The following is a 26,956-nucleotide window of genomic DNA, read 5'->3' as shown; positions in this document are numbered from 1 at the left end:
TTATTTCACAGGCTTTAAAACAGCTCTGTCTGATCTTACTCCGGTATTCGTATTATTAAGTCCCGGGCTTTGTAACGATCTGTCTTGGGTTCTGGCTGGCTGTGAGGTACTATTACTATTTTTAGAAGAAGTTGTAGTTTTAGGACTCTCCAAGGTTCTGGTGTCTTTCAAATCCCACTGTTCAATAGTATCCCATAATGGCCTTACGATTGCCACTTTATAAAAAACATAGGAATCTTCAGCAAAAGTAGCGTTTTCAAAATCCGCTTCATCCCAATATTTATTGCCATTATTATCCACAAGGATCCTTACAATATATTCTCCAGGTTTAAGGATATCAAACTTAACGGCATTTCCTGATGTATATTTCTGATATTGAACTTTTTCCGAAGAATCTAACAGCTGGATCCAATAATTTGCAGAAGGCCCATTCTGAAGGGTAAACGCCAGGCTTCCGTAATTTTCAACTTTATCAGCTTCAAAGTCAAATCGTTTTGAGACTGAGTTTTTAGCATAAAATGATGAAACTGTCTCTTTAGGAACTGTAAGCTGATATTTTTTCCCTGCTTCAAATTCAGACCGCACTAAAATTTCATAAGGATCAGTTTCCGAGATCTTTGCCGTAAATGAATGTGTGGTTAAGCTATCGCTTTTTAATACCCATTTTTCGGTGTTTATTTTATCAATGATATAATTGGAAGTAATCTTAAAATCGGTTTTTGGTGGTAATGCCGCTCCTTCGGTATTGACGAGGTCCATAGCATTTTTCGCATTGTACTTATAGAACAGGGAAGCCTCCTGCTTTTTGCCGTTATTACTGGTATCCGCATCAAAATCATAGCTGAACTTTAAGTTTTCTGTTACGGTTTGCCCTACATTATTTTTTACAGCATCAAACCAGATTCTTACTGTATCTGATTTGGAACGGTGTGTCACTTTAATATCCTGAAGCTTTTCATTGAGGGAAAGCACTTTCACCTCATCAGGTTTTCCTTCAAAGATCATTAAGGCACCTCCCGGAGATTCTTTCATTTCTATATACTTCAGAGGTTTTTTAGAAGGGTACACTTTTAAATTCAAACCTGAGATAGATTTCTCAAAATCTATGGTCTCTTTCTGGAAACCAATCTTTTCTTTCCCCACATCATATATAGAATTTCCGTTTTCATCTTCAAAAGCAATGATCTTGTATTTTCCCGGAGACAGATAATTAAGCTCATAATACCCGTCGTCATCAACTTTTGTAATATAATATGGCTTCTGTTTATAATTGATGGTATCTTTCACCTGATACAGCCCTACTGCAAGCTTATTTTCATTATTGGCAGTCTGCTTTTTTATGGCAAACGCATCCTTCACTTCACCGCTTATATAGAGATCATCCAGCTTTTCTCCGGTAGAGAAGGCAAAATTGAAGTATCGCAGGATATTCGCTTCATTGTTATCTGCAATAGAATTTCCGAAGTTAAAATTGTAGGTTGTATTGGCCTGCAATGTATCTTCCCATTGAATGATGACATACCTGTTGGCAATATTAGAGGGCAGAATACGTTTAATCTTCTCGATGGGAGGGGAAATGATCAGGTTTTTACTGATGTCTTTCAAAGTAATATATTCATCAAAATCAAGGCGCAGCTCTCTGATATCTCTGGGAACATTCACTCTTGTAGTATCAATATTTGAGCTTAAAAACCTCGGAGCCAGGGAGTCTTTCGGGCCACCTACAGGCGAACCGACCCTTGCACAGGATTGCACAAGAAAACCGATGACCAGTAATAAGAAGAATCTTTTCATGAATATATTTGAGCAAAAATAAACATTATTCTCCATAAACTTCATGTCCGCTTTTCAAAGAATCCTGCTTATCATTCATGATGCTGTGAAGCTTATCTTTCTGTATGGGAAAATCTTCAAAAAGCCCCGATAAGGCCAGTGCCGTATACACCCTGGCAGAATATTTATTCCCTATCGCAACAATAGTTACTTTTGATTTGAGTAAATGGGCAAAAACAGCATTGGTACCATGCCACCATCCGTTATGATATGTCAGTTTTTCCCCGTTGTCAAAAATCTTCATCCGGAATCCCAGGCCATAGTTATTCACTCCTGCCTTTTCATTGCTGTAAGGAGTAAAGACCATTTCCATTAGTTCCGGTTTTAAAAAGTCTTTGGAGAACATGGCTTTGGAAAAGTTATAAAGGTCTCCCGGGGTGGTATATACATTTTTATCACCGTAGATAAGATCCAGCCTGTCTAAAGGATATAATCTGTTCCCGCCATAATAAAAGGATTGTGCTGCTGTAGGGATATCTTTCTCCTGGAAGATATAGCTGTTATTCATTTTTAGCGGTGTAAAAACCATTTCTTTCATCACCTGTGGAAAAGGCATTCCCGTCACTTTTTCTATTAGTAGTGCCAGCAATGCAAAATTGGTATTACAGTACATAAATCCTGTATCCGTATCTCTGGCAAGCTCAGGCTTATACCGGATGATCATATCCAGTATATCCTGATTGGTTAGATAAGGTTTTGAAAGCTCTGCCGGGGCCGGCTGTATTTTCGTGATGAAATATTCATATTTCGGAAGACCGCTTCTTTGATCCAGTAAGGTCTGAACGGTAACATCCGGATAGGGAAATCCGGGAAAGTACTGGGTTAAATGATCCGACAACTGTATTTTTCCCGCTTCTACCAGTTTCATCATAGCCATAGCCGTCAGTGTCTTAGAAACCGAAGCCACATGCAAAGGAGTCGTTTTACCAATGGGCATCTGATTCCCTTCCCTTCCGAAGCCCCTGTAATTCTCATACAGGATATCATTCCCTTTCGCAACCAGTATTCCTCCGCTCAGATCGCTTCCCTCCCATATGGTCTTATAATACTGATCTATAAAATGAACAACCGAATCTTTATTAGAGAGATCGCTGTCTGCTTTTGTGAAAACTTTATCCAGATCTACATTCCCGAAATTAGGAAGACGGGTTTCTGCTACAGACTCATTGGATTCGGACTTGTTTTTACAGGAAAAAAGTAATACAACAGCTATTAAAACTGGTATAAGATTAAGCTTCTTCATGGGTTCAAGGAAATGAGCAGCAATTTAATAAAACTCAAAATAAATATTAAATAATGAGCATATATTATGAATTATTTAACATGACAGATGAGAAAGGGCAAAGGTAAATTTGTAAAATTGCCGAATCGTAAAAATGTAAAATCATAAAAGAGTAAAATCGCGAAAAGGCAAAAAGGCGAGATAGTGAAATGGCAAATAGTGTAGTTTAAAAAACTATTAACTGTTTTACAATTTTACAGTTTCGCGATTTTGCCTTTTAACCTTTAGCCAAAAGAAGCTAATATCTTATCTACAATAATTTGTGCCAGTTTTTCCTTGCTTTGATGGGTCCATCCGGCAATATGGGGAGTTACTATTACTTTTTCAGAATCCAAAAGGTATTTCAGATCGTCGTTTTCTGTTTCCAGATGTTCAAAAGAAGATTTTTCATATTCCAGGACATCCAGGCAGGCTCCTTTTATCTTTCCAGATCTCAGGCCTTCAACCAGACTCCCGGTATTTACATTTTTACCTCTTGCCGTATTGATGAAATAAAAGTCCTTCTTCATTCCGGAAATGAATTCTTCATCGACCAGATGATACGTTTCTGTCGTAAGCGGAATATGAAGGCTTACAATATCTGCTGAATTTTTTAGTTGGTCTAAGGTCACCTGGCTGGCAAATTCATCTGAAAGATCTGGCAGAATATCATGGAAGATCACTTTGCATCCAAAGCCGGAAAGCCTTTTCGCCGCTGCTTTCCCCATATTTCCATACCCGATAAGGCCTACCGTTTTTCCTAACAGCTCATCTCCTCTGTTCTCTTCGCGTTTCCAGATCCCGTCCTTTACTTCCAGGGAAGCAATAAACAGGCGGTGCATTAAAACCAACAGCATTCCTACCACATGCTCTGCAACAGAATCACGGTTTCCTTCCGGGGAATTGATCAATTGGATACCCAGCTGCCGCGCCGCTACAACATCTATATTTTCCATTCCGGCACCCACCCTTGCGATGAATTTCAGGTTTTTTCCTCTTTCAAGAAAATTCTTATCTAAAGGAATACGGCTTCTGATAATGATCCCGTCGTAATTTTCAATTGTATTGCAAACCTCATCATAAGAGGACGTAAAGTCTTCTTCCAAAGTAAAGTTTTTGGCTAGAAGCTGCTCTGTGATGAGAGGATGGTTTTTATCTAAAAGGAGAATTTTCATTAATTAGGTTTAGACTTATCAAAAATATGAACCACAAAACTCACAAAAGCTGTTTTAGACACCTAAGTTTTCATTGTAAGATCTTTAGAAGTATATTAAAGATCTCGTTAGCTTTTGAAAATCTTTGATTTTCATATCATGTGAACTCTTTAGAGTTTTTTTTCAAGCGTATTTTTAAAAACTTTTGTGACTTTTGTGGTTCATATTTCAAACGCAAAATCCGCAAGCCTTTTCAAATACAACAATGCTATTCGCAATTAACCTGGCTCCTGGAATAGTTTTTTAAGCTCCACAGATTCTAACGGCTTCATTCTTCCTGAAAGAATCAATGATAATTCTTTTCTTCGGAAAGCGGCAGCATATCTTTCTTTTTCCAGCTCTGTTTCAGGCTCCATCTCCGGGATCGGGATCGGGCGGTTGAATTCATCCACTGCCACAAAAGTATAGATCCCTTCATTGGTATGAATTTTCTTCTGATTGATCGGATCATCCAGCCAAACATCCACATACACTTCCATAGAAGTAGAAAATGCTCTTGAAACCTTGGATTCCAAAACCACTACTCCTCCTTCAGGAATAGGATGGTTGAAGGAAACGTGATTCACAGAAGCCGTTACTACTCTTCTTTCGCAATGCCTTGCAGCAGAAATGGATGCACATCTGTCCATCTTTGCCAGAAGCTCGCCTCCAAAAAGGTTTCTTAAAGAATTGGTTTCATTGGGAAGAACAATATTGGTCATGATAGTCAGGGATTCTGACGCTTTTTTTATTTTTGCCATGTAGCCTTAATGTTATTTTTATTGGTCTGAATTCCTGCATTTTTTGCAGCCGGATCAGCTAAAGAATCTTTTTTCAGGGAGTCTGATCTCTTCTGTTGAAGAGAATCATATTTTACCCTTACTACCTCTTTTACTTTCTCCTGAGTTCTTACCTGTGCAGAAGCTTCATCAAAGGATTTTTTTCCGAAAAGAAGCTCAGGCTGGGTATAGGTAAGGTAAAGTATTCCCAAAACCGGAACAATGAAAAGAAAAATCCACAAAAGAGATGTGTTGAACTGATACTCGTTTGCCATGTTATCCGTATGGGAATGATCCACATTCATATCAGAAATACGGATCTCTTCCAGTCCGTAAAAGTCCGGATGGTCAGACTCCAAGCGGTTTCCTTTAAAATGGGTTTTGCCATCTTCAATAAATATGGAGCCCAGATTCTGAATTTCAAGCATCTGATCTGCCTGAAGTTTTTTCTTCCAAAAATCAGTCTGTATGAGCAGCTCATTTTTTGAAGATTCTATAGAACTCTGTTTCTGGCTGCTTATAAATGCTGCCAGTTCATCAGACTTCACTCCATAATCAGGGGTAAAGGCTATCTGGCTGGAAGGCGGAAGAATGCTTCCGTTATCAGAATTGATAATTGCCTTAGAATTTTCCAGATAAAACACACCAAAGCCGGGAACCGTAACAGATCCAAACTGTTTGAGATATTCTAGAATGTATGCCGAAATATTCATTTGGCAGCAAATTTATAACTTTTTCACGATTTTTCCGGTTATTTATTAGATGAAAAAAGACCGCTTCGGCGGTCTTTTTTCATTTGTACTGATTATGATTAATATCTGAATTTTATAGTTTCTCTTATATTCTTATCCGAGACGGATAAAATATAGTTGCCTTTTTGTGGGATATTCAATTCTATAGGGTTTCCATCAGCATTTGTATTCTGGGTTTTTATCAATCTCCCGTTAAAATCAAAAACTGAAATTTCAAGGTTTCCTTTTTTGGAAGTGTACAGCTTTCCTTCTACGACAAAAGAGCTATCTTTTTGTTTTGAAGTGTCTACAGCGGACAAACTTCCCAATGTTGTCGTGGAAAGCGTAGTAAACTGATCTCCTGATTGTTTTGTTGCCCCGTTTTGCAGGTCTTTAAAAACAAAATTTAATTGGGTGACCGTAGTACTCGCCGGCATCGTGTTATTGGAATTTGTAAATAATTTCGAATTCAGATTTACATATCCTACATAGGCATTAGCAGCAGAATCCCAGTTCATGGTCACATTAGAATTGCTCCATGCATCTTCATACAGAATATTGGCAGAGTTCTGGCCGGCCTGTACCCATGTATGCACATAGAAGGTAGCCGTTCCGAACCCCGGATCATACGCTGAGTAATCGTTAGCTGCTCCATAAGTAATTTTATAAACTCCCGGACTTTGCACAGAAACCTGGATCTGCGCAGTAGCAAGGACTGCAAAGAACAGTACAGCCCATAATGAATAAAGTTTTTTCATTTTGTTTGTTTTTTAATTAAGTATACAAATATATTCTTTTCGGGATAATATCAAAATAGTGTGACATTTTGTTTTTGATAAAAAAAGACCGCCGAAGCGATCTTAAAAAAATTAAATCTAACTTGTTACCTTGTGGTAACGGAATTGATCAACTGATCATTGAATTTTCCAGCTTATCCCAAACATGAAATTGGTTCCGGCCTGTGAAAAATAATATGGGCTTGCATCATAAACATACCCGTTATTCACATATTTCTTATTGAAAAGATTATTCACCAGTAATTTTAAAGCAACCTCATTGTTGGCAATTTTGAACTGATACCGGGCATTAAAATCGGTAAGTAGATAGTCTTTTAATTGTAAATTTTTATCTTCCGTATTATCCAGGTATTGTTTTCCCACATATTGATTCATCAAAGAAAACTGGAAATTTTTGGCCGGGCTGAATTTCAGTCCCAGATTAGCAATTACATCCGGCGAAAAAGAGATCTGTGTATGTCCCATATCTTTTACTCCCTGTTCATTTTCTATTTTAAAATCCAGATTCCTGTTCTGGCTTACCGTTACATTCCCTGAAACTTCCCACTGTTCGGATAGTTTTGCCAATGCCCCGATCTCAACCCCTCTTCTGTAGCTTTTTCCGGAATTGGTCCTGATGAACGCCCCTACATTATTGATTTCACCATTCAGAACCAACTGATTGACATAATACATATAATATAGATTGGCAGTCAAAGACAAGATCCCGAACTGTTTTTCTACACCGGCTTCAAAATCATGAAGTTTTTCAGCTTCAGTATCCTTATTGGCAAACAGGTCATCACGGTTCGGCTCACGGTGGGCATGGGCATAGGACAGGAATACTTTTCCGTTTCCTATATTATAATTTACTCCAGCTTTCGGATTAAAGAACAGCCAGTTCTTATTTAAATCTGCTCCCTCATCATCACCTGCCATTAAAATTTTGGTATCATAGTCAATGTATCTTAGTTGCAGATCCCCGAAAAATTCAAAATCACGTATCTTCACCAAAGCTTTTGCAAATCCTGCTGCTTCATTTTTTATGGAACGGTTCCTGTAATACTCATGCCTGTTGATCTGAGGATAGAAAACCCCCGTCACATTTCCGAAGTGCCTTCCATAATACTGATTGGCTACCACTCCGAAATTAAGGTCCAGATGATCAAACTTTCCGTAAAGTGTGGATACTAAACCATAAAAATCATTATTCAACCATTTTTTTCTGATAAAGTCAGAGTACTCCACAGATTGCCCGCCTTCAACGAGATCCGGCAAGCTGTATCTTGAAAAAGGATCGCCCTGTTTATAATTCTCATAATAGCCTTTCCCTTTGGTATAATGTAAAGTGGTTTCTAAGTTCCAGTGGGCATTAAGTCCCTGCTCCCACAATAACTGATAATGATTCTGTCTGTAATTATCCGTTTCATTGTCATAGAATCCTGTGATATTTTCCCAATTTGAATCATAAATAGCTCCTGAAATATTGAATTTCGGATCTGTTTCCCAGGTCTTCCTGTCGATCCCGTTCCAAGCCTGATACGTTTTTTCTTTACCGCCGAAGGCCATCAGGCGAAGCTTTGTTTTTCCTTCTTCAAATAATGCGGTAAAGTTATAAGAATGCAGGTCTGATGAGGCCCTGTCAATATATCCGTCAGAATGAATACGGGTATATCTTCCCATCACAGAGAGACGGTTTTTCCAGAATTTCCCGGATCCGATCTCAGCAGAATATTTATAGGTATTAAATGAGCCGTAACTGTCATCTGTTTTAAAGTAAAACTTCTCTTCAGGTTCCCTGGAAACCACATTGATACTTGCTCCGAAAGCCGAAACACCGTTACTGGAAGTCCCTACCCCTCTTTGGATAACGATTTGTGAGGCGGAACTCGTCAAATCCGGAACATCCACAAAAAATGTCCCCTGGCTTTCGGAGTCATTGTAAGGAACCCCGTTCATCATTACATTGATTCCCCGTCCGGCAACTCCCCGGATCCTGAAACCCGTATACCCCACTCCATTCCCTGCATCTGATGTAGAGATAATGGAGGTTTGATTTTTCAGGAGAATAGGTAGATCCTGTCCAAGATTTCTGCTGTCCAAATCTTTCTGAACATTAATGATCTCTTTGGCAACAGGAAGACGCCTGGTAAAAATGACAGCTTCAATTTCCTTTGTTTTCAGGGAATCGGTAGTTTGGTTTTGTGCAAAACCCAGAGAGCTTACAGTAAGCCCTAAAAAAAATAATCCTTTCATTCTATAAATTTTAAAATTTAATGAATAAAAGGGGCGATTATGATAAGTAATTAGTAATTGGTAATAAGTAATATTTTAAAAATTACTCATTGCTCATTATCTATTGCTCATTTTTAATTTCCCTAAACAGCATTACCTGTTCCAGGTTCATCGGGTATAATCTCAGCCTGTTACAGCACCCCTTTATTTCAGCCGCGAAATTACAAAAAATATGTTAAACCTACAATTTAATAAGCTTTGTTATTAGCATCAATATAATAATAGTTCGTACCGTCTTTGGTCACTTCAAACATCCGGCCCAGTTTCCAGCTGAAATTTCTTTTGATATTAGAGTATTCAAAAGGGATGACAACTTTATTATTAACATCAATTACCCCAAACCGGTCATTATAAGAGGCCACGATCATTGGGTTGGAAACATCATCTCCCTCCATGATATGCAGATAGTGATATTGAGGATAAATATGGTAATCTCTGTAATCAGCAGCATTTACAAATTTTGCCTTTTCAATGATCCCGTAAAATCCGTTTAGAACATAAGCCTGATATTGCTGCTGCTTGAATTCACTTTTACATTTTCCCAGATCATCTGTTTTATATTCATACACTCTTTTGCCCGCCTGGTTTATCCTGTATGAAATCATATCCTTTTCTACCGTTGCATATTCTTTGGTTCCAAACTTTCTTACCTTTTCATTCGGTGAGTTCAAAAGATTACAGTCTTCGGCAAAGAAAACGGCAATGTGATATTCCGGTTGAATAAGGAATTTCCCTTTCTGATTGATGTACCCGAATTTATCCTCTCTCTTCTGAGGAATCAGTACGGGAACATCCTTATTAAGAATGATAAGGTCCGGGTTAGGCTTAGGTTCCTGTTTTTTTTTAGCAATAACCCTCGGGGGATTTTTTACAGGAGTTTTCTTCACAGATTTGGTCTGTGAAAAAAATGAAATTGAAATAAAAACCAATAAAAACGGAATCACTTTTTTCATACTCCTCATTTGTTTGCAAAATTACTGCCAAAAATAGAAAATATAAAAATCATATTTATAAAGAATCTAAATAATTTCATCTTTATAAAATAGTAAAATTTCGTAATTTTGGAAACATTTTTGATTGTTTGATAATTTTAAAAAAGCTCCATTACATTTCCCTTTGGGACAGACGATTATCCCTCATCAAAAAATAACCACACTGACTTCAGACCTATTAACAACCGTCTTATAGTCTGATTTAAAATTGAAAAGACTTCTATTATTATGAATATGTATCAGGATTACATCCAAGAAATTGAAGAAAGAAAAAACCAGGGGCTTCATCCAAAGCCGATTGACAGTGCAGAATTATTAAGTGAAATCATTGCACAGATCAAAGATACAGCTAACGAATACAGAGCTGATTCTCTTAAATTTTTCATTTATAATACTTTACCCGGAACCACAAGTGCTGCTGGTGTAAAAGCCCAGTTTTTAAAAGAAATTATTCTTGGGGAATCCGTAGTAGTAGAAATATCGCCAGCTTTTGCTTTTGAATTATTATCCCATATGAAAGGAGGTAAATCAATCGAGGTATTGCTGGATTTGGCTTTAGGTAATGATATTGAAACAGCGAAAGAAGCTGCAAAAGTTCTTAAAACACAGGTTTTCTTATATGATGCAGATACAGAACGTTTGAAAAATGCTTTCGAATCTGGTAACGAAATCGCTAAAGATATTTTGGAAAGCTATGCAAAAGCAGAATTTTTCACAGAATTACCGGAAGTTGCTGAAGAAATTAAAGTGGTTACTTTTATCGCTGGTGAAGGTGACATTTCTACGGATTTGCTTTCTCCGGGTAATCAGGCTCACTCAAGATCTGACCGTGAATTGCATGGTAAATGTATGATCACCCCTAAGGCGCAGGAAGAAATAAGAGCATTGCAGGCACAGCATCCTGATGCTAGTGTAATGCTGATTGCAGAAAAGGGAACAATGGGTGTTGGTTCCTCTCGTATGTCAGGTGTAAATAACGTTGCTCTTTGGACAGGTAAGCAGGCAAGCCCTTATGTACCTTTCGTAAATATTGCTCCGATTGTTGGAGGAACAAACGGTATTTCTCCAATTTTCCTTACTACAGTTGATGTAACAGGAGGTATTGGAATCGATCTTCAGAACTGGGTAAAAAAAGTAGACGAAAACGGCAACCCTGTTCGTAACGAGAATGGTGAAATCGTTTTGGAAGAAGCTTACTCTGTAGCTACAGGAACAGTTCTGACAATCAATACTAAAGAAAAGAAATTATATAAAGGAGATAAAGAATTGAAAGACATTTCAAAATCATTTACTCCTCAAAAATTAGAATTCATCAAAGCAGGTGGCTCTTATGCTATTGTTTTTGGTAAAAAAATCCAGACGTTTGCTGCAGAAACTTTAGGAATCACTGCTCCTGCGGTTTTTGCTCCATCTAAAGAAATTTCTATCGAAGGACAAGGCCTTACTGCCGTTGAAAAAATCTTCAACAGAAATGCGGTTGGTGTTACTAAAGGTAAATTATTGCACGCAGGTTCAGATGTTCGTGTTGAAGTAAACATTGTTGGTTCTCAGGATACAACAGGATTAATGACCGCTCAGGAATTGGAATCAATGGCTGCAACGGTAATTTCTCCAATCGTAGATGGAGCGTATCAGTCAGGATGTCACACTGCTTCGGTTTGGGACAAAAAAGCTCAGACGAATATTCCTAAACTGATGAAATTCATGAACGATTTCGGAGTCATCACAGCACGTGACCCGAAAGGTGAATATCACTCTATGACGGACGTTATTCACAAAGTTCTTAATGATATTACGGTTGACGAATGGGCAATCATCATCGGAGGTGACTCTCACACAAGAATGTCTAAAGGTGTTGCTTTCGGAGCTGACTCCGGAACAGTAGCGCTAGCTTTGGCAACAGGCGAAGCTTCTATGCCGATTCCTGAATCTGTGAAAGTAACTTTCAAAGGAGAGATGAAAGAGCATATGGATTTCCGTGATGTGGTTCACGCAACCCAGGCTCAGATGTTGAAGCAATTTGACGGTGAAAATGTTTTCCAGGGAAGAATTATTGAGGTGCATATCGGAACACTTCCTGCCGACCAGGCATTTACGTTCACAGACTGGACTGCAGAAATGAAAGCTAAAGCTTCTATCTGTATTTCTGAAGATGATACTTTGATCGAATCATTGGAAATTGCTAAAAGCAGAATCCAGATCATGATTGATAAAGGAATGGACAACAAAAATCAAGTTCTTCAAGGCTTAATTGATAAAGCAAACAAGAGAATCGAAGAAATCAAAACCGGTGATAAGCCTGCTTTAACTCCTGATGCGAATGCAAAATACTATGCAGAAGTAGTTGTTGACCTTGATGTAATCGTTGAGCCAATGATTGCCGATCCGGATGTAAATAACGAAGACATTTCTAAGAGATATACTCACGATACCATCAGAGACCTTACCTATTACGGTGGTGAGAAAAAAGTTGATCTTGGTTTCGTTGGGTCTTGTATGGTTCATAAAGGCGATTTGAAAATCGTTGCTCAGATGCTTAAAAACCTTGAAAAGCAAAATGGTAAAGTAGAATTCCAGGCGCCATTGGTTGTAGCTGCTCCTACTTATAATATCATCGATGAATTAAAGGCTGAGGGTGACTGGGAATTTTTAGAAAAATATTCAGGTTTTGAGTTTAACGATAATGCTCCAAAAGGTGAAGCCCGTACTCAATACGAAAATATGATGTACCTTGAGCGCCCGGGATGTAACCTTTGTATGGGTAACCAGGAAAAAGCTGAAAAAGGAGATACTGTTTTAGCCACTTCTACACGTCTTTTCCAGGGAAGGGTAGTTGAAGATTCTGAACGTAAAAAAGGTGAATCTTTATTGGCTTCAACCCCGGTAGTTGTACTTTCTGCTATTATGGGAAGAATCCCTAATATTGATGAGTATAAAGCAGCTGTGGAAGGCATTAACCTTACGACTTTTGTACCTTCTATTAAGGAATTGGTTGCAGTTGGCCATTAATAGAATTAAATAATAGTCAAAAGACTATTTTAAAGATAAGTAAAATGGAAGATTAAAAAAATCTTCCATTTTTTTGTTTAGAATCTTTCCATTTAAGACTGATAAGAATTATTTTAACCTTCATTAATATCAAAAAATTCATTTTTTCCTTAACTTCATAGTCATAAAATATTTTAATCATTCATCATATTTATCCTTCTACATAGAGTGTAGGAATAGATTTTGATGTATTGTACAGGTAAATTTCCTGATTAAAATCACGGAAAATCTATTGAAAAGAACAAAAATTACGTTTAGATATGACTTTTGATATTGATATGATCAAAAAAGTGTATGAGCGCTACCCTGAAAGGATTGCTGCGGCAAGACAGATTGTGGGAAAGCCTCTTACCCTTTCAGAAAAAATCCTTTATACCCATCTTTGGGAAGGGAATGCTACACAGGCATATGAAAGAGGAAACTCTTATGTAGATTTCGCACCGGACAGAGTAGCGATGCAGGATGCCACTGCTCAGATGGCACTTTTACAATTCATGCAGGCAGGAAAAGCTAAAGTAGCTGTTCCTTCAACAGCTCATGCGGATCACCTGATCCAGGCAAAAGTAGGTGCTGATAAAGATTTACAGGAAGGTATCAATAAAAACTCTGAAGTTTTCAACTTCCTGAGCTCTGTCTGTGATAAATATGGAATCGGCTTCTGGAAACCGGGAGCGGGTATTATTCACCAGGTTGTACTGGAGAATTATGCTTTCCCCGGAGGGATGATGATCGGTACAGATTCTCACACGGTAAACGCAGGCGGACTGGGAATGGTGGCAATTGGTGTAGGTGGGGCCGATGCGGTAGACGTAATGGCAGGAATGGCGTGGGAACTGAAAATGCCAAAATTAATCGGAGTAAAATTAACAGGTAAAATGTCCGGCTGGACTTCCGCAAAAGACGTTATCTTAAAAGTTGCAGGAATTCTTACGGTAAAAGGCGGAACCGGATGTATCGTAGAATATTTCGGAGAAGGAGCCCTCTCTCTTTCAGCGACAGGTAAAGGAACAATCTGTAACATGGGTGCTGAAATTGGAGCTACCACTTCTACCTTCGGATATGATGATTCTATGAGAAGATATTTGGCGGCTACCGGAAGACAGGACGTGGTGGATGCGGCTGATAAAATTGCGGAGCATTTAACAGGTGATGCTGAAGTATATACAAACCCTGAACAATATTTTGATCAGGTCATTGAAATCAACCTTTCTGAATTGACTCCTCATCTGAACGGGCCTTTCACTCCGGATTTAGCGACTCCTGTTTCTGAATTCAGAGCCAAAGCTAAAGCTAACGGATGGCCTTTGGAAGTTGAATGGGCTTTGATCGGTTCTTGTACAAACTCTTCTTACGAAGACCTGTCGAGAGCAGCCTCTATTGTTGAAGATGCAGTAGCAAAAGGAGTTAAACCTAAAGCCATCTTAGGGATCAATCCTGGTTCAGAGCAAGTGAAATTTACTGCTGAAAGAGACGGTTTTTTAGACTCTTTCAGAAAATTTGAAAACGCAAGGATCTTTACTAATGCCTGCGGGCCCTGCATCGGGCAATGGGACAGAGAAGGGGCTGAAAAAGGAGAGAAAAACTCTATCATTCATTCTTTCAACAGAAACTTCGCCAAAAGAGCAGATGGTAACCCAAATACACACGCATTTGTAGCTTCTCCTGAAATGGTGGCTGCTGTTGCGATCTCCGGAAGATTAGATTTCAATCCTATTACAGATACTTTAACCAACGAAGCAGGCGAACAGATCAAATTAGACGAGCCTAAAGGGTTTGAATTGCCTGCAAAAGGTTTTGATGTTGGAGATAACGGATATCAGGCTCCATCTGAAGATGGCTCCTCGGTAGTAGTAAATGTAAGCCCTACTTCAGACAGGCTTCAGTTATTAGAAGAATTCCCCGCTTGGGACGGAAAAAACATTGAAGGAGCTAAAGTTTTGATCAAAGCTTTCGGAAAATGTACAACGGACCACATTTCTATGGCCGGCCCGTGGTTGAAATACAGAGGACATCTTGATAATATTTCTAACAACATGTTGATCGGGGCTGTAAATGCCTTCAATATGGAAACAAACCATGTTAAAAACCTATTGACAGGTGAATATGGTGAAGTTCCTGCCGTTCAAAGAGCCTATAAAGCCGCAGGTATCCCATCTATTGTAGTAGGTGACCAGAACTACGGCGAAGGTTCTTCAAGAGAGCACGCTGCGATGGAACCAAGACATCTTGGCGTAAAGGCAGTATTGGTAAAATCATTCGCAAGGATCCACGAAACCAACCTTAAAAAACAAGGTATGTTGGGATTAACTTTTGCTAATGAAGCTGACTATGACAAAATTTTAGAAGATGATACTGTAAACTTCCTAGACTTAGACCAGTTTGCTCCGGGAAAACAGTTGACATTGGAATTTGTACATGCTGATGGTACTAAAGATATCATTATGGCCAATCATACCTACAATGATCAACAGATTGATTGGTTCAAAGCAGGATCTGCATTGAATTTAATTAAACAACAGGAAAAGAATTAATTGTTAGATTGATTAATCGTAAAAAAGCCGCTTCCAAGGAAGCGGCTTTTTATTTTGTCCTCTATCTCCTGATTTACGCCATAAAAATTTCTTTAATTTTATAAACCTAAAACGATTACCTTATAAAACCATTATAATCATTTTTATTCCACCCTGTCCTCCATCCCGATTATTTCCTGAATACTATTCCTGAAATAACAAGAATACCTTTATTAGCAACACGTGAAAAACCATGATACTTATCATTCCCATATCATTTTATCCGTTCGGATCCATCAGGAAGAAAAAGCCATGAAGGGGACAACGCTTTAGCAGTCATTTTAAAAATTCATCCAAAATAGAATCGGTACACATCTTTCGGTTTTTAAAGTATAGCCTTGTAACAAAACGTTTTTTTCCGCGTCTAACCGAATGTAGGAAAAAACATTATGAAAAAAACAATTATTGCTTTATCATTTTTAGGCTCTATCATTACTTATGCTCAAAATCAGGTAAAAGAAAAACAGATAGAAGCTGTTACCATAACCAAAACTAAAAAAGCAGTAGAACAAAAAGCCGATCGTACGATCTTCGACTTTTCTGAACAACCGCAACTCAATAACGGCAATGTATTGGAGGGAATTAAAAAACTTCCGGGACTCATTTCCACAGATATTGCAGGAATGATGTATCAGGGGAAAGCACTGGATGTATATCTTAACGGAAGGCCACTTAATATTTCCTCCAATGAACTGAATTCTTTTCTGGAAGGAATGCCAGCTAATTCAGTAGACAGAATTGAAGTTATTACACAGCCGGGGGCAGAATTCCCTGCCACTTCAGGAGGCGCCATCATGAATATCATCACGAATAAGAATGCCAATAAATATTTAACCGCTACTTATTCCGGGAACTTTTCTTTTACCAACTATGATCAATTCAGAAGCAGAACCACCAATTCCGTCAATTTAAATGCCCGTAACAAATATTTCGGATGGCAGCTGAATGTAGGCCAGAATTATCGTGAGAGCAACCTGAGATCGGCGCAGGATATCATATTCAGAAGTAATACTGACAGGATAGGGCGCGGATATTTTGCTAAGTCGGGACTAACTTTCGAATTAGGGCAGGATAGACTATTATTAAATTACGATATCTACCACAACAATAATGACAACTCTACTTTAAGTGCGGGTATGGCCGATGTTTTGGATCTGAACTCCAATTTGATCCGGGAAGTTGTTTTTGATGCCTCAGATGCCGCCCACACCAATAACCTGAGACAGGAAGCCGTAGTAACCTATCAAAAACGTTTTGACGATAAGTCTCAGAAACTGGATTTTCAGTTCGGATATACAAAATCTGACAGTAAGTTTTCCCAGGATAATTTTTTCCAGCAGGGGTATTACACGGATATTAATCAACCTTATTTTATAGCCGGCAGGAATGATGTATTAAACAATGAATCTGATATGAATATCGCAAACTTTAAAGTAGATTATGCCCAGCCGATCAACATCCTTGACGGTGGAAAAGTAAGTCTAGGAGGTTTGTATGAAAAGCAGAATTTCGACACGGAAAGCAAAGGCCTAACCAATCTTGAATATCAGAGACAGACTGCCGCCACTTATCTGGAATTTCAGGCGAAACTAAAAAAGTTTGACTTCACCTTGGGTTCACGTGCCGAGAATTATGATATTTCCGGAATTACCCGTTATTATGCAAAAAATGGGGATCTTATTCAGGATAACCTAATTCCTTTTAACAAATTCAAATTATTCCCTAATGCCAGTGTTCAGTATAATCTGATGAATCAGGTATATATTGCTGCCAATTATAATAAAAAGATCAGTTTACCCAGTATTTCCGCACTGAACCCCAACAATGTCATATTCTATGGTCCGAATACCCAGATAAACGGTAATCCTGAACTGCAGCCTACTATTTTTGATAATTATGAGCTGAAAATTTCAGCGTTCGATTATGCTTTTATCGGCTATAGTGTAAGTTCTGCAAAAGACCAGGTGGCACAGCTCGTGAGGAAAAGTGGTAAAAATCTTTTTAATGAACAGATCAACATTTCAAACATGAGGATCCACAACTTCAATGTAGGGCTTCCTGTTCCGTTCATGATCTTCAGCAAGCCGCTAAGCGAGGTAATGAAATTCAACTTCAATCCTGATAAGATCAACTTCATGTACATCTATGCAGGGTACCAGAAGCACGAGATCGACAATCTGAATAACAGGGGATTCTGGATCTTCAATATCATGACGCAGCTGATCCTGCCTAAAGATATCAAGATGACCGCCAATTACAGTTATCTGACCCCGAAAGCAGGATATTTCTACTTTACAGCAGAAAAACCATTCAATAATTCCTTCGATGTTACTTTAACGAAGAAGTTCATGAATAACCGTCTGACTCTTTCTGTTTTCGCCAATGATATTTTCAACGGACAAAAAATGCAGGTACGTTCTAATCCGCCGGAAGGGGAAAGTGTATTCATGAGTAATAAATACGATACCAGAAACTTCGGATTGTCTATCAATTATAAAATCCCAACCAAGAATAAACTGGCCAAAGAAGATCCTAATATCTTAAACGCCACTAAAAAAGAAGAAAACGGAGGCGTGATGCAGCAGGGACAATAAATCCGGGATATTATCATAAAAAAATCGGCTCATTCTGAGTCGATTTTTTATTCTTCACATGCTTTCCACACTGCATCATTTTGCGGAACAGGAGCTGTTATTTGTATTTTTTCTTTTGTAACAGGATGAATAAACTCCAGTTTTCTTGCATGAAGACTGATCCCACCGTCAGGATTGGAGCGTGGTGATCCATATTTAAGGTCTCCTTTTATCGGAGCCCCTATTTTGGACAACTGGGCACGGATCTGATGATGCCTGCCCGTTTCAAGGTCTATCTCAAGAAGAAGGTAATTATCCAGACTCTTTATGACAGTATATGTTAAAACAGCTTCCTTTGCCCCCTCTGTAGGTTTAGGAAACACAATAGCCTTATTGTTCTTTTCGTTTTTCTTTAAGTAGTGTATCAGCCTTTGATTTTGAGGGATCAGTTCTTTGCCTACAATAGCCCAATATGTTTTTTTCACCTCCCTGTTTTTCACCATCTGCGTCAGACGGGTAAGCGATTTAGAGGTTTTGGCATAAATTACCAGGCCGGAAGTCGGGCGGTCTATACGATGAACCAGGCCAAGAAAAACATTCCCCGGCTTAGCATCCCTTCTTTTAATAAAATTCTTGATGGATTCCAGTAAAGACTCATCACCAGTTTTATCACCCTGTACAAGCTGGCCGGCTTTTTTATTGATCACCATAAGATGGTTATCTTCATACACGATCTGATCTTCCGTCATCACTGAACCCGATTTGGCCTGTTGGTAAAGGAGAGAATGATCCCGGCCAGAAGCCCGATAGTCTTAATCCCCGAAAGCTTTGAGTCGACAGGCAGGAAAGCCCCGATAACACAAACGGCCGCAGCAGCATACATGGCATACGTAAAATTTCTGTTTGAAAGCAAAGGAGCCTGAAGAAAAAAGCTAATTCCTATCAAAACATAAAAGATCTTCCGGGAAAGAAGATTATTGATCTCCGGAGAAAAAAAATTGAACCATCCTGCAGCCAGGCATACCAAAGCGATAATAGAGATGATTCCCTGTAATGATTGTTGATTTTTCATAGGTTAATAGCTTTCTTTTTCGTTAGGGAAATCCACACTTTTTACATCTTTAACGTATTGGGCGACCGCGCCTGTAATTTCAGTATAGAGATCAAGGTATCTTCTTAAAAATTTAGGGGTAAAATCTTTATTCATGCCCACCATATCATGATACACCAGAACCTGTCCGTCACAATGAGGCCCGGCCCCGATCCCGATCGTTGGAATGGTAATACTTTCTGATACCGTTTTGGCAAGATCTGCCGGAATTTTTTCAAGGACGACAGAAAAACATCCTAATTCTTCCAAAAGCTTTGCATCACTGATCAGCTTTTCAGCTTCAGCTTCTTCTTTTGCCCTTACTTTATACGTTCCGAATTTATAGATCGATTGGGGAGTCAAACCAAGATGCCCCATTACCGGGATTCCGGCATTAATGATCTTCTTGATGGATTTTGAGATCTCTTTCCCGCCTTCAATTTTCACAGCATGAGCCCCGCCTTCTTTCATCATTCTCACCGCAGATTCCAAAGCCTTTTCCGGGTTGCTCTGATACGTCCCGAATGGCAAATCTGCTACAACCAGAGCTCTGTCAACTCCCCGAACAACACTTTGCGCATGATAAATCATCTGATCCAGCGTAATAGGCAATGTGGTTTCAAAACCTGCCATAACATTGGCTGCAGAATCCCCGACAAGAATCGTGTCAATACCTCCTGCATCTACCATTTTCGCAGTCGTAAAGTCATATGCCGTAAGCATGGTTATCTTTTCCTTATCGAATTTCATCTTTCGCAAGGTCTCTGTTGTAACTTTTTTAATTTCAGAATGAACAGACATAATTGTGATATGTTTAAAAGTTAAAAAGTCGGCTTCCGCCGACCCTTGTTTTGTATGAATTATAAAACTACGTGTCCCAGTTTCATTAGCTTGTCATGATTCAGGATTTTGATGTTTCTTCCATCAACCTCGATGAGATGATCCTGCTTAAATTCAGAGATCAATCGGATGGCACTTTCCGTTGCCGTGCCTATAATGTTGGCAATTTCTTCTCTTGTTAAAGAAATTTTAATGAATCCTTCAGGATCTACTCCTAATTTCTGCTCCAGAAGAAGCAAAATTTCAGCCAGCCTTTCCCTCACTGTTTTTTGCGCCAGAAAAGTAATGGTATTAGAGGATTCCCCAAGTTCATAAGCAATTTTCTGAAGCATTACAAAAGACAGCTGAGGATCAACTTCTAAAAGGTGCATAAACACCTCTGATGGCAAAAAAACGCATTCAATGTCCGTCATAGCCTCAGCTTTTGCCTGGAAGTTTTCACCGCAAAGCAACGAGCGGTATCCTATGATATCACCCTCTTTGATAAAACGTAAGATCTGATCTTTTCCGAAAGCGCCGGACTTTGATAATTTAGCGGCACCTTTCTCCAATACAAATACTCCTTTCGGGATTTCTCCGTCCTCAAAAATAGTATCGTGTTTCTGGAAGCTCAATCTTTTTTTTGCGTTGATGTATTTTTCAAAATCTGCGCTAGAAAGTCTTTCTTTGAATGATTTATCATTAAAAACTCTGGCAAATCTTTCTTCAATGGCTAACTGTTTTTCCTGCGGCATTTTATATGACATTTATCACAAAAATAGAACATTTTAACTCGATAAACAAAAAAAATTGTTATAATTTTGTATGTCAATATTTTATGAAGGTGAGCGAGAACTGTTATCATTGCGGACAAGGTATAGAAAAGGAAAGAATTCTTTTTGATGATAGGATTTTCTGCTGCAACGGCTGCAAGTCCGTCTACGAAATCCTGAATACCAACAATTTAAGTAATTTTTACGAATTAAATAAAAAGGCAGGAATCCGCCCAAGCGATGAAAACTCTTCTCAGTTCGATTATCTGGATACTCCTGAAATTTTTGAAAAGGTCACAGATTTTTCTGAGGGGGAAACCAGCCTTGTCACCTTTAAAATCCCTGTAATTCATTGCTCTTCATGTATCTGGCTCCTGGAAAGCCTTCATACCCTGAATAAGGACATTAAGTATTCCCAAGTTAACTTTACAAGAAAAACCCTGCAGATTGCATTCAATCATAATCAGCTAAAATTAAGCGAATTAGCTAAATTTTTAACTAACCTTGGCTACAAGCCTGTCATCAGCCTCGAAACTGCTGAAAAAAACGTGGAGCACCTGGACAAGTCCCTGCTGATCAAGCTGGCCATAGCAGGCTTCGCCTTTGGCAACGGAATGTTCCTTACTTTTCCGGAATATATTGGCGGCGAAGATTACTGGATGGATCACTACAAAGGACTCTTCAGGACTTTAATGTTTCTCCTGGCGTGCCCGGTGGTATTCTATTCTGCTTCAGATTATTACAAGTCTGCCTGGTATGGATTAAAAAATAAAATTGTCAACATAGATGTCCCTATCGTACTGGGGATCATTGTTCTTTTCGGAAGAAGTATTTATGAAGTCGTAACGGATTATGGTCCCGGATATTTCGACACGTTATGCGGGCTCTTATTCTTCATGCTTTTAGGTAAAACGTTTCAGAAAAGAACCTATAATGCTCTCTCCTATGACCGTGATTATAAATCGTTTTACCCTATTGCCGTCACAAAGGTAGATTTCAACGGAAAGCAGGAAAATATCTTACTTTCAGAGATCAAGGTCGGTGACCGCATTCTGGTAAGAAACCAGGAAATCATTCCTGTGGACGCAATCCTGATCAATGGGCAAGGGAATATTGACAATAGCTTTATCACCGGAGAAAGCGTAAGCATCAGCAAAAAACCGGGCGACAAGATCTTTGCAGGAGGAAAACAGATCGGCTCTTCTTTGGAGCTTGAAGTGATCAAAGATGTTGACCAGAGCTACCTGACACAGCTTTGGAATAAAGAAGCGTTTAAAAAGCACGAAACCGGATTGGATACCCTCACTAATAACATCAGTAAATATTTCACTTTCATCATCTTAGGCATTGCCTTAATTTCCGGGATTTACTGGTCATTTATTGATCTGGAGAAAATGTTCCAGGTGGTTTCCGCCATCCTGATCATTGCCTGCCCTTGTGCCCTTGCTCTTTCTGCACCGTTCACTTTCGGGCATATCATGCGGATTTTGGGCAGAAATAAATTCTATGTAAAAGATACTCTTACCATCGAGAAGATTGCAAAGCTTGATACGATTGTTTTTGATAAAACCGGAACCATTACCCACAGAAAGAAATCAAACATCAAATATGAAGGCTCTGAAATTCAGGAATTTGATTTGCTGAATATCAAAGCTTTACTAAAAAATTCCAATCACCCACTTTCAAAATCCTTATATGAATTTTTGGAGATCCCGGATGATTATTTTCCGGTGGACAGCTTCGAGGAAATTTCAGGAAAAGGCTACCAAGGCCAGGTAAGAGGAAGTCTTTATAAAATAGGTTCTGCCCGTTATAACAGACAGGAAGCCAAAAATCTTGAAACTGCTGTATATGTCAGCAAAAATGATGAGTTTTTAGGAAAATTCATCTTCAAAAATGAGTACCGCGAAAATCTTAAAAGTCTTTTTCAAAAGCTTACGCACTATAAGATCTTCATTCTGAGCGGAGACAACTCATCCGAAGAAAACCAGCTTAAGGAACTGATCCCGGCTTATCAGGAAATGGCATTCAATCAAAGCCCTGAAGACAAGCTAAACTACATCAGGAATCTTCAGGATAAGCACCTAAAGGTAGCCATGCTGGGAGACGGACTGAATGATGCCGGAGCATTAAAACAGAGCAATATAGGCATCGCTATCTCTGACGATACCAATACCTTTACCCCGTCATCCGATGTCATTATGAACGGTGATAAAGTGGTAGCTCTTGACAAGTACCTTAACGTCTGCAAAGGCTCGATAACCATTGTGAAAATGACATTCATAATCAGCTTTCTATACAATGTTGTGGGACTAAGCTATGCCGTTATAGGAAATATGCACCCTCTTTTTGCTGCCGTTATCATGCCAATCAGCTCTATTACAGTGGTTACTTTCACTACTCTTTCTACGTGGATACTGGGAAGAAAATATTTCAAAAAACCAGCTTAAAATGCCTTATTTAGACTGATTTTAAATTAGCTGAAATCAGCATTTCGTGATGAATGTCATTATTTTTCACTAAATTTGAACCCCGAAAATTGGTTAATTTTGTTGTCCAATGGATATTCTATATTTAATGATCTTATGCAGTGTTTCTTTAGCTGCAATTTTCCTGGTCGTTTTTATAGTCAATGCCAAAAAAGGACAGTTTGAAGATGATGAATCTCCAGCTGTAAGAATCCTCTTCGACTCTGATGAGATCAAAGAAGATGAAGAAAGCAAAGACGGCAAAAAGACAGACCAGAAAGAAAAAGGAGACGATAAAAAAATTGAAGAAAAAAGTGAATAGTTGATATATGGAAACACAAAAGTTTAGTTATGACAACAGTATTGTCCGTGCATTCCTCTATGCAACCATAGTTTTTGGGATCATAGGGTTTCTGTTCGGGCTTACAGCGGCATTAATGCTTTTCTATCCGGAGCTTCCGGAGTTCTTATTCGGAACAGATGATACCACCATTAACAGTTTAGCTTCAGGGAATATCCAGGGCTTGATCAACACACATGGGGCATTTGGGTTCGGTAGAATAAGAATGCTGCATACGAGTACTGTGATTTTTGCATTTGTATGTAATATCGTTTATACCGGTATTTATTACTCCCTGCAAAGATTATTAAAGGCAAGGATGTATAGTGATACTCTATCCTGGCTTCATTTCTGGACATGGCAGATCATGATTGTGGCTGTATTTATTACATTCTTTATGGGGATCAATACTTCTAAGGAATATGCTGAGCATGAATGGCCGATCGATATCTTAATCGCATTTTCATGGATCATCTTCGGGATCAATATGTTCCTGACCATCGCCAAAAGAAGGGTAAGACACCTGTATGTAGCCATCTGGTTCTATATTGGTACCTGGATCGCCGTGGCAATGCTTCATATCTTCAATAACCTTGAGGTTCCCCTATCCTTCACAGGATGGAAATCATACTCTGTATATGCAGGAGTGAAAGATGCTATCGTACAATGGTGGTATGGACACAATGCAGTAGCATTCGTATTAACAACACCAGTATTAGGTTTGATGTACTATTTCTTACCGAAAGCTGCTGACAGACCGGTATTCTCCTATAAACTGTCTATCATTCACTTCTGGTCATTAATTTTCGTATATATCTGGGCTGGCCCTCACCACCTTCAGTATACCTCGCTTCCTGCATGGGCCCAGGCCGTGGGAACAGGGTTCTCGATCATGCTTATCGCTCCGTCATGGGGAGGAATGCTGAACGGGCTTCTTACTTTAAGGGGAGCATGGGATAAAGTAAGGGAAAATCCTATCCTAAAGTTCTTCGTGGTAGCAGTTACCTGCTATGGGATGGCAACATTTGAAGGACCACTTTTAGCAACTAAAAATATCAACAAAATAGGTCACTTTACTGACTGGGTTATCGGACACGTACATTTAGGTGCCCTTGGATGGAATGGTTTCATGGCATTCGGGGTGATCTATTATTTGGTTCCAATCTTATGGAGAACCAAGATATGGTCTGTAAAATTAGCTAACTGGCATTTCTGGTTAGGTACTTTGGGGATTATCTTCTATGCTGTTCCGATGTATATTTCAGGATTCACTCAGGGGTTAATGTGGAAGCAGTTCAATCCGGACGGAACCCTGGTATGGAAAAACTGGCTGGATACGGTTTCTGCTATTATTCCTTTCTTTTGGGCAAGATTTGCAGGAGGATTATTCTATCTTTCAGGAGCCATTTTAATGGTGATCAATGTTTACAAAACGGCAAAGGCCGGTTCATTCCAGAAGGAAGTTCCTGCGGAGGCTCCAGCATTGGCTAACATCAGCAATCAACGTAAAGAAGGTGAAGGGACTCACCTTTGGTTAGAAAGAATGCCAGTATTATTGGGTATTTTATCTTTCTTAACTATTTCAATCGGTAGTTCGGTAGAGATCATCCCTACCCTGTCTCTTAAGAAAAGTGTACCTACAATTTCAGCAGTAAAACCATACTCTCCATTAGAGCTGGAAGGTAGAGATCTTTATATTCGTGAAGGCTGTAATGCTTGCCATTCTCAGATGGTAAGGCCGTTCAGAGATGAGATCGTAAGATTTAACGGTAAAAACGGGCAGTATTCAAAAGCCGGAGAGTTTGTATATGACAGACCATTCTTATGGGGATCTAAAAGAACAGGACCGGATTTACACAGAGAAGGCGGTAAAAATCCAAGTTCATGGCATTACAAGCACATGTATAACCCAAGATCTACTTCCGCAGGTTCCATCATGCCTCGTTATCCTTGGTTAATAGCCAACAACTTAGACAGATCTAAAATGGTAGACAAAATGAAACTGATGAAAAACTCATTTGACGTACCTTATACTAAAGCTGAAATAGACTCTGCGGATAAATGGGCAGATAACCAGGCAGCAAAAATCGTGAAAGACATTTTCTCTGAAGCAGCTGACTTGAAGGAGGAATATGCCAAGAGACCTGATGTAAAGCTTGAGAAAAAAGAAATTGTAGCCCTTATCTCTTATCTGCAAAGACTAGGTACGGATATTAAAACAACAGAAATAAAAACAGCAAGTAATAACTAAAAACATTAAAAGGTTCAAATGATTCCTCAGAACTTTAAAGATATATTATCCAATACTGAAAATGCTGGTTTTTACCAGACATTGGCTCTGATTTTCTTTATGCTGTTCTTCGTCGCTTTGGTCATCTATGTATTCAGCAGGCCTAAAAAGTATTATAAAGAAGAAGAAGAGGCACCACTTGGGGATGATGAAGACGATTTTAATTTAAAAAATTAAATACTTATTATGAAACAAAGAACACCGGTTTTTGTAAACATCTTAATAATAGTTGGACTTTTAATAGTTTTTTATTATCTGTTTGTTCAAAGTTATACGTTTTTATCTTCACCTTATTTCTGGGGAACTATCGTAATAGGCTGTATTTTGGCTTACATCCACAGTTCTATAGGAGATTTAATTGAGAACAATAAATTCAAGAAACTAAGCCCGGAAGAAAAAACGGCTTATTTAAAAGAAAAAAAGATCCCATATGTTAAAAGATTGTATGATAGTGCCTTTAAAAAGCAATCTGCAACTGAAGAAAAAGATATCCTTATCGATCACGGATTTGACGGGATCATGGAGCTGGATAACCAGTTACCAAAATGGTGGGTAGGTTTATTCTGGTTCGGGACAGCTTTCTGTATTGTGTATGTTGCTGCATTCTCCTTTACAGATTTTGCTCACCCGATCAAAGAATACGATACAGAATATAAAGAGCAAATGGCAGCTGTTGAAGCTTATTTGAAAGATCAGCCGGCGATAACCATAGAATCTGCGGCTTTCTCTGAAGATAATATTGCTGCCGGTGAAGAGGTCTTCAAAAGCAATTGTGTATCCTGTCACTCAGACGGAGGTAGAGGAGGTATCGGGCCAAACTTAACCGATAATTACTGGCATAACCAACCTGAAAAAACATTGTTTAAAAACGTTTTCCATGTTGTTGAAAATGGAGTTACGGGAACAGCGATGCAGGCTTGGGGTAAAAACGGGATTTTAACAGGAACTGATATTCAGAATGTTGCCGCTTATGTTTACTCCATCAACCAGATGAAGAAACCCATTACTCCTGCTGAAGGAGGTGCACCTCCTTACGGTGATGAAGCACATTGGGAAAAACAATAATTTAAAAATTGAAAACATATGAAAAAAACATAATTTGTTATTAGAAAAAATAGTAACGAA

At 38.8% G+C, this 26,956-nt stretch carries 20 protein-coding genes and 1 riboswitch; of the genes, 8 read left to right on the top strand and 12 right to left on the bottom strand.

Annotated features, from left to right (window positions below; translation table 11 throughout):
- The 8 genes from HNP38_RS16390 to HNP38_RS16355 form a co-directional block, all read right to left on the bottom strand.
- Positions 1-1,794, bottom strand: a complete 1,794-nt coding sequence (locus HNP38_RS16390; RefSeq protein ID WP_184191510.1) for an Ig-like domain-containing protein — start codon at positions 1,792-1,794, stop codon at positions 1-3.
- Positions 1,795-1,819: 25 nt separating this feature from the next.
- On the bottom strand, positions 1,820-3,076 hold the full coding sequence (locus tag HNP38_RS16385) for a serine hydrolase domain-containing protein (protein WP_184191508.1): 1,257 nt from the start codon (positions 3,074-3,076) through the stop codon (positions 1,820-1,822).
- A 263-nt stretch (positions 3,077-3,339) separates the two neighbouring features.
- Entirely contained in the window at positions 3,340-4,269 is a 930-nt protein-coding gene (locus tag HNP38_RS16380; protein ID WP_184191506.1) for a 2-hydroxyacid dehydrogenase, read from the bottom strand.
- A gap of 257 nt (positions 4,270-4,526) precedes the next feature.
- Entirely contained in the window at positions 4,527-5,048 is a 522-nt protein-coding gene (locus tag HNP38_RS16375; protein ID WP_184191504.1) for an acyl-CoA thioesterase, read from the bottom strand.
- Positions 5,036-5,779 (bottom strand): hypothetical protein, encoded by a 744-nt coding sequence (locus HNP38_RS16370; RefSeq protein WP_184191502.1) that lies wholly within the window; start codon positions 5,777-5,779, stop codon positions 5,036-5,038. Before HNP38_RS16370 ends, HNP38_RS16375 begins: the two co-directional genes overlap by 13 nt.
- A 98-nt stretch (positions 5,780-5,877) precedes the next feature.
- Positions 5,878-6,555, bottom strand: coding sequence for a T9SS type A sorting domain-containing protein (locus HNP38_RS16365; protein WP_184191500.1), 678 nt, complete (start codon positions 6,553-6,555; stop codon positions 5,878-5,880).
- A 156-nt stretch (positions 6,556-6,711) separates the two neighbouring features.
- A complete protein-coding gene (locus HNP38_RS16360; RefSeq protein ID WP_184191498.1) occupies positions 6,712-8,829 on the bottom strand; it encodes a TonB-dependent receptor in 2,118 nt (705 codons plus the stop codon).
- Positions 8,830-8,931: 102 nt separating this feature from the next.
- Positions 8,932-9,020: riboswitch (TPP riboswitch) on the bottom strand.
- A gap of 36 nt (positions 9,021-9,056) precedes the next feature.
- Positions 9,057-9,821, bottom strand: a complete 765-nt coding sequence (locus HNP38_RS16355; RefSeq protein ID WP_228461084.1) for a WG repeat-containing protein — start codon at positions 9,819-9,821, stop codon at positions 9,057-9,059.
- A 267-nt stretch (positions 9,822-10,088) separates the two neighbouring features.
- Here HNP38_RS16355 and HNP38_RS16350 point away from each other — a divergent pair, with 267 nt between their 5' ends.
- The 3 genes from HNP38_RS16350 to HNP38_RS16340 all read left to right on the top strand — a co-directional run bounded on the left by HNP38_RS16350 (position 10,089) and on the right by HNP38_RS16340 (position 18,072).
- Complete coding sequence (locus tag HNP38_RS16350; RefSeq protein WP_184191494.1) at positions 10,089-12,869, top strand: bifunctional aconitate hydratase 2/2-methylisocitrate dehydratase; 2,781 nt, start codon at positions 10,089-10,091, stop codon at positions 12,867-12,869.
- A 299-nt stretch (positions 12,870-13,168) separates the two neighbouring features.
- On the top strand, positions 13,169-15,439 hold the full coding sequence (locus HNP38_RS16345) for an aconitate hydratase (protein WP_184191491.1): 2,271 nt from the start codon (positions 13,169-13,171) through the stop codon (positions 15,437-15,439).
- A 428-nt stretch (positions 15,440-15,867) separates the two neighbouring features.
- Complete coding sequence (locus HNP38_RS16340; protein WP_184191489.1) at positions 15,868-18,072, top strand: outer membrane beta-barrel family protein; 2,205 nt, start codon at positions 15,868-15,870, stop codon at positions 18,070-18,072.
- 47 nt (positions 18,073-18,119) lie between these two features.
- Here HNP38_RS16340 and HNP38_RS16335 read toward each other — a convergent pair whose 3' ends face one another.
- From HNP38_RS16335 to HNP38_RS16320, 4 genes are read right to left on the bottom strand one after another with little or no spacing between them, the layout of a single operon-like run.
- A complete protein-coding gene (locus HNP38_RS16335) occupies positions 18,120-18,800 on the bottom strand; it encodes an RluA family pseudouridine synthase (RefSeq protein WP_184191487.1) in 681 nt (226 codons plus the stop codon).
- Complete coding sequence (locus HNP38_RS16330; RefSeq protein WP_184191485.1) at positions 18,800-19,123, bottom strand: hypothetical protein; 324 nt, start codon at positions 19,121-19,123, stop codon at positions 18,800-18,802. The genes HNP38_RS16335 and HNP38_RS16330 overlap by 1 nt, the downstream gene beginning before the upstream one ends.
- 3 nt (positions 19,124-19,126) lie before the next feature.
- Complete coding sequence (gene panB / locus HNP38_RS16325; protein ID WP_184191483.1) at positions 19,127-19,942, bottom strand: 3-methyl-2-oxobutanoate hydroxymethyltransferase; 816 nt, start codon at positions 19,940-19,942, stop codon at positions 19,127-19,129.
- A gap of 59 nt (positions 19,943-20,001) precedes the next feature.
- Entirely contained in the window at positions 20,002-20,715 is a 714-nt protein-coding gene (locus HNP38_RS16320; RefSeq protein WP_184191662.1) for a Crp/Fnr family transcriptional regulator, read from the bottom strand.
- Between the two features lie 89 nt (positions 20,716-20,804).
- On the opposite strand from HNP38_RS16320, the gene HNP38_RS16315 reads away from it, so the two are divergent.
- The 5 genes from HNP38_RS16315 to HNP38_RS16295 all read left to right on the top strand — a co-directional run bounded on the left by HNP38_RS16315 (position 20,805) and on the right by HNP38_RS16295 (position 26,896).
- Positions 20,805-23,183 carry a heavy metal translocating P-type ATPase gene (locus HNP38_RS16315; RefSeq protein WP_184191481.1) on the top strand — a complete coding sequence of 793 codons (2,379 nt, stop codon included), beginning with the start codon at positions 20,805-20,807 and terminating at the stop codon, positions 23,181-23,183.
- 109 nt (positions 23,184-23,292) lie between these two features.
- Complete coding sequence (gene ccoS, locus HNP38_RS16310; protein ID WP_184191479.1) at positions 23,293-23,523, top strand: cbb3-type cytochrome oxidase assembly protein CcoS; 231 nt, start codon at positions 23,293-23,295, stop codon at positions 23,521-23,523.
- A gap of 7 nt (positions 23,524-23,530) precedes the next feature.
- Positions 23,531-25,792: a cytochrome-c oxidase, cbb3-type subunit I gene (gene ccoN, locus HNP38_RS16305; RefSeq protein ID WP_184191477.1), complete on the top strand. Its 2,262-nt coding sequence runs from the start codon at positions 23,531-23,533 to the stop codon at positions 25,790-25,792.
- Between the two features lie 18 nt (positions 25,793-25,810).
- Positions 25,811-26,008: a cbb3-type cytochrome oxidase subunit 3 gene (locus tag HNP38_RS16300; protein WP_048512090.1), complete on the top strand. Its 198-nt coding sequence runs from the start codon at positions 25,811-25,813 to the stop codon at positions 26,006-26,008.
- A gap of 9 nt (positions 26,009-26,017) precedes the next feature.
- Positions 26,018-26,896, top strand: a complete 879-nt coding sequence (locus tag HNP38_RS16295; RefSeq protein ID WP_184191475.1) for a c-type cytochrome — start codon at positions 26,018-26,020, stop codon at positions 26,894-26,896.
- Positions 26,897-26,956: the final 60 nt, after the last annotated feature.

Source organism: Chryseobacterium defluvii (genome assembly GCF_014204415.1).
In the GTDB taxonomy this organism is placed as follows: domain Bacteria; phylum Bacteroidota; class Bacteroidia; order Flavobacteriales; family Weeksellaceae; genus Chryseobacterium; species Chryseobacterium defluvii_A.
The sequence above is the reverse complement of the archived record's forward strand: the minus strand, read 5'-3'. Positions and strand labels throughout refer to the sequence as shown.